Origin of the sequence: Mesorhizobium sp. M7A.F.Ca.CA.003.01.2.1, from assembly GCF_003998945.1 — a bacterium.
Lineage (GTDB): Bacteria > Pseudomonadota > Alphaproteobacteria > Rhizobiales > Rhizobiaceae > Mesorhizobium > Mesorhizobium ciceri.
This window is the reverse complement of the sequence record NZ_RZRA01000591.1, coordinates 1-3,580: the sequence shown is the minus strand read 5'-3', so window position 1 is coordinate 3,580 and position 3,580 is coordinate 1. Positions and strand designations below refer to the sequence as shown.

Here is a 3,580-nt window from a genome sequence, read left to right as displayed (position 1 = left end):
TCACCATCATGGTCGGCGGGCCGACCGCAGAGTTCGAGCGCGCGCTGCCGATCTTTCGGACGCTGGGCAAGAACATCACCTTGATCGGCGAGCACAATGGCGCCGGCCAGACCTGCAAGATCGCAAATCAGATCATCGTCGCGCTCAACATAGAGGCCGTGGCGGAAGCGCTCGTCTTTGCCAGCAAGGCCGGTTGCGACGCGGCAAAGGTGCGCGCCGCGCTGATGGGCGGCTTTGCCTCGTCCCGCGTGCTGGAGGTGCATGGCGAGCGCATGATCGCCCGGACCTTCGCCCCGGGCTTTCGCATGCGGCTTCACCAGAAGGATCTCAACCTCGCGCTCGAAAGCGCCCGCGCGCTTGGCGTCTCGCTGCCGAACACCGCGATGGCGCAACAACTGATGAGCGCCTGCTCAGCCCGACCAGGCGGCGCGGAGGCCGACCACTCGTCCCTCGTCCAGGCGCTGGAGATCCTCAGCGGCCACGAACTGTCAAAAGAAAAGGAGTAAAACCGATGCGCGGAACCGGCAAGGCCGAGATCTTCGTGATGCTGGCCCATCCCGTGGCCCATGCCAAGAGCCCCGGCATATTCAACGAGATCTTCGAGCAGAAGGGCCTCGACAGCCTCATGGTGCCCTTGAGCTGCCGCCCGGAGGATTTCGAGGCCTTCTGGGCCGGCATTACGGCAGCCGAGAATATCAGGGGCGTGATCATCTCGGTGCCGTACAAGGTTGCGGTCTATCACAAATGCACCGCCGCTCACGACCGCGCCGCGAGGGTGCAGAGCGCCAATTCCGTGCGCCGGCTGCCCGATGGCAGCTGGTACGCCGACAATTTCGACGGCGTCGGCTTTATCGATGGCCTCAAGGCAGGCGGACATGAGATTGCCGGCCGCCGCATCCTTCAGGTCGGCGCCGGCGGCGCCGGCGCGTCCCTGGCCTATTGTCTCGCCGAAGCCGGTGCCGAGGAAATCCGCTTGGCCGACATCGATACCGGTCGCGCCGAAAAACTGGCGGCGCTGGTCGCGCAGGTCTTCCCGAAATGCCGCATCCAGGTTGGAGAGGCCGAGCCTTCCGGCATGCATATGGCGATCAACGCCACGCCGGTCGGCATGCACGCCGGCGACCCGCTGCCGCTGGATGTGAGCCGGCTGACCCCGGACATGACGGTCGTCGACATCATCATGGAGCCCGCCGAGACCCCCCTGCTAAAGGCGGCGAAAGAGATTGGCTGCCGCATTCAGCCGGGGCGCCCGATGATGGATTTCCAGGTCCGGGCCATGTCCGAATTCTTCGACATCGAAGGCAAGGGTCGCGGCAATGGCTGAGACATTGACGGCCGTCGTCATCGGCGGCACTTCCGGCATCGGACGCGCGATAGCGCTGCGCTTCGCCGAGGACGGCTACCATCTGGTGGTCGCCGGCAGGGATGCGGCACGGGGCGATGAGGCGGTTGGCGCCTGCGCGGCGGTCGGCGCACCGCGCGCGCTGTTTGTCCAGACCGATGTCGCCGAATCCGGCTCGGTGGAAGCGCTGGCGCAGGCCGTCAGCGACGCGTTCGGTACCCCGCACGTCGTCGTCAACTGCGCCGGCATCCTGCAGAGTGGCAAGCACGTCCTCGACCAGGATCTGGACGAAGACGAGAGGATGTGGCGAGTGAACTATCGCGGCACCTTGCTGGGTTGCCAGGTGTTCGGTCGGCTGATGTCGGCTGCCGGGCGAGGCGCGATCCTGAACGTCGGCTCGCTTGCCTCCTTCGCGCCGCTGTCCCTGCCCGCCTACACGCCCGGAAAGCATGCCGTCCTGGCCTTGACCCAGATCCTGGCCGCCGAGCTCGGTCCGCACGGCGTACGCGTCAATGCGGTGGCACCCGGCTACACGCTTTCGGACGGGCTGAAAGCCAGGATCGCCAAGGGTGAGCGCAACCCCGAAGCCATCCAGGCGACCACCGCGCTGCGCCGCTTCGTCGAGCCGCGCGACGTTGCCGAGGCCGCACTGTTCCTCTGCTCCGACCGGGCCGCATCGATAACCGGCGTCACCCTGCCCGTCGACGCCGGCTGGCTCGTTCAGGCGCCCTACGCACAATATCTGCAGGGAAACCCCATCCGCCAGACGCCGGCAATCTGAGTCCATCCGGCGGAGGCCGGAAATCTGACCCATCCGGCGGAGGCCGGAAATCTGACCCATCCGGCGGAGGCCGGAAATCTGACAAGGACAATCCAATGAGTGACATCAAGCGCTTCGACTTCGACACCCGCATCCACCACGGGGTCATCCACAATGGCACCCTCTACCTCACCGGCCAGGTCGCAAAGCCGGGTCAGTCCGCAGCCGACCAGATGCGCGAGGCGCTTGGCAAGGTCGACGTCCTGCTTGCCAAGGCCGGTACGGACAAGACACGTATCCTTCACGTGCAGATGTGGCTGGACGACATCAGGGATTTCGACGAGGTCAACACGGTCTGGGACGGATGGATGCCGAAGGAGCATGCACCCGCGCGCTCTTCCGGCGAAGGACGGATGGCCAAGCCTGGAATGCTGGTCGAGCTGATCGTCACCGCGGCGGTTTGAATGGCCTTGCCGGTTCGGGCATCATCGCGAATCTGGCTAAGGGGAGACTGATGACGAAGCGCAAACCGCTTTCCACTGTCGTGGCGGAGAGTCTGTCCGAAAAGATCCGTTCCGGATCTCTGCTTCCCGGCGCGCAATTGCCGACCGAGGCGGAGCTTTGTGCCGAGTACGACGTCAGCCGGACGGTGGTGCGGGAAGCGGTGGCGCGATTGCGCTCCGAAGGGATGGTGGTGCCGCAGCAGGGCCGCGGCATGTTCGTCAGCGAAACGCCGGCGCCGCGCAATTTCTCGATACCGGACGAGGCGCTGAGGACCTTGCCGGAAACCATTGCCCTGCTCGAACTGAGATTGAGTGTGGAAGTGGAGTCCGCCGGGCTATGCGCGGAACGGCGCACCGATGCGGAGGCGAGTGGAATCCGAACCCTGATGGAACAGGTCGACGCCCAGCAAGCGGATCCCGCTGTGGTCCAGATCCACTATGACTATGATTTCCATCTGGCGATCGCCAAAGCCGCGCGCAACGAATTCATCCACGGCTTCCTGAGCTATCTCAGGCCGATGATCGTTCCACGCTTTCAACTGGGCTACGTGGTCACGCCGGCGCTCAAGGACAGCTATTACGCACGCATTCACAACGAGCACAAAACCATCGTGGATGCCATCGAAAGGCAGGACGGTCGTGCCGCTCGCCAGGCCATGCGCAAGCATCTGCACAACAGCCTCGGGCGTGTGCGCGCTTTGGCACGGGCTTCGGGCGTCGCGGCGACAGAGGCAGAGCAGCAGGCGGCTGCGGCCTCGCTCTTTACCGATATGAAGAGGCCTGTTTCGACCGGCGGATAGGCCCCGGCTTCGATCACCCAGGCATTCGCACTCACCCAGATTAGCCACCGCATTGCGAAAGCCATGTTTTGGCTCCGCCAGCTGACCTGAACCGTTTCCCGCAGGTTGAGAACATCGTTTTCCCGTCGTTTCCTTCGGTTTTCAGCCTCGGCGCCGAGGTCACCACCTGTCCAGG

The 3,580-nt window shown here is 64.6% G+C and carries 5 protein-coding genes; all 5 read left to right on the top strand.

The genetic code is table 11. The features are described from left to right. On the top strand, positions 1-506 hold a 506-nt coding region (locus EN969_RS21745; RefSeq protein WP_164758404.1), incomplete at its 5' end, for an NAD-binding protein. A 5-nt stretch (positions 507-511) separates the two neighbouring features. Beyond that, complete coding sequence (locus tag EN969_RS21740) at positions 512-1,324, top strand: shikimate dehydrogenase (protein WP_013530407.1); 813 nt, start codon at positions 512-514, stop codon at positions 1,322-1,324. Beyond that, positions 1,317-2,123 (top strand): SDR family oxidoreductase, encoded by an 807-nt coding sequence (locus tag EN969_RS21735; RefSeq protein ID WP_063168722.1) that lies wholly within the window; start codon positions 1,317-1,319, stop codon positions 2,121-2,123. Before EN969_RS21740 ends, EN969_RS21735 begins: the two co-directional genes overlap by 8 nt. A gap of 95 nt (positions 2,124-2,218) precedes the next feature. Further along, a complete protein-coding gene (locus EN969_RS21730; RefSeq protein WP_013530405.1) occupies positions 2,219-2,566 on the top strand; it encodes a RidA family protein in 348 nt (115 codons plus the stop codon). Further along, positions 2,467-3,405 (top strand): FadR/GntR family transcriptional regulator, encoded by a 939-nt coding sequence (locus EN969_RS21725; protein WP_245461935.1) that lies wholly within the window; start codon positions 2,467-2,469, stop codon positions 3,403-3,405. The genes EN969_RS21730 and EN969_RS21725 overlap by 100 nt, the downstream gene beginning before the upstream one ends. Positions 3,406-3,580 lie beyond the last annotated feature (175 nt).

Bases quoted from the DNA above. Each gene is read 5' to 3' on its own strand.
- EN969_RS21740 (WP_013530407.1), top strand. From the start codon at position 512: ATGCGCGGAACCGGCAAGGCCGAGATCTTCGTGATGCTGGCCCATCCC.
- EN969_RS21735 (WP_063168722.1), top strand. From the start codon at position 1,317: ATGGCTGAGACATTGACGGCCGTCGTCATCGGCGGCACTTCCGGCATC.
- EN969_RS21730 (WP_013530405.1), top strand. From the start codon at position 2,219: ATGAGTGACATCAAGCGCTTCGACTTCGACACCCGCATCCACCACGGG.
- EN969_RS21725 (WP_245461935.1), top strand. From the start codon at position 2,467: ATGGATGCCGAAGGAGCATGCACCCGCGCGCTCTTCCGGCGAAGGACG.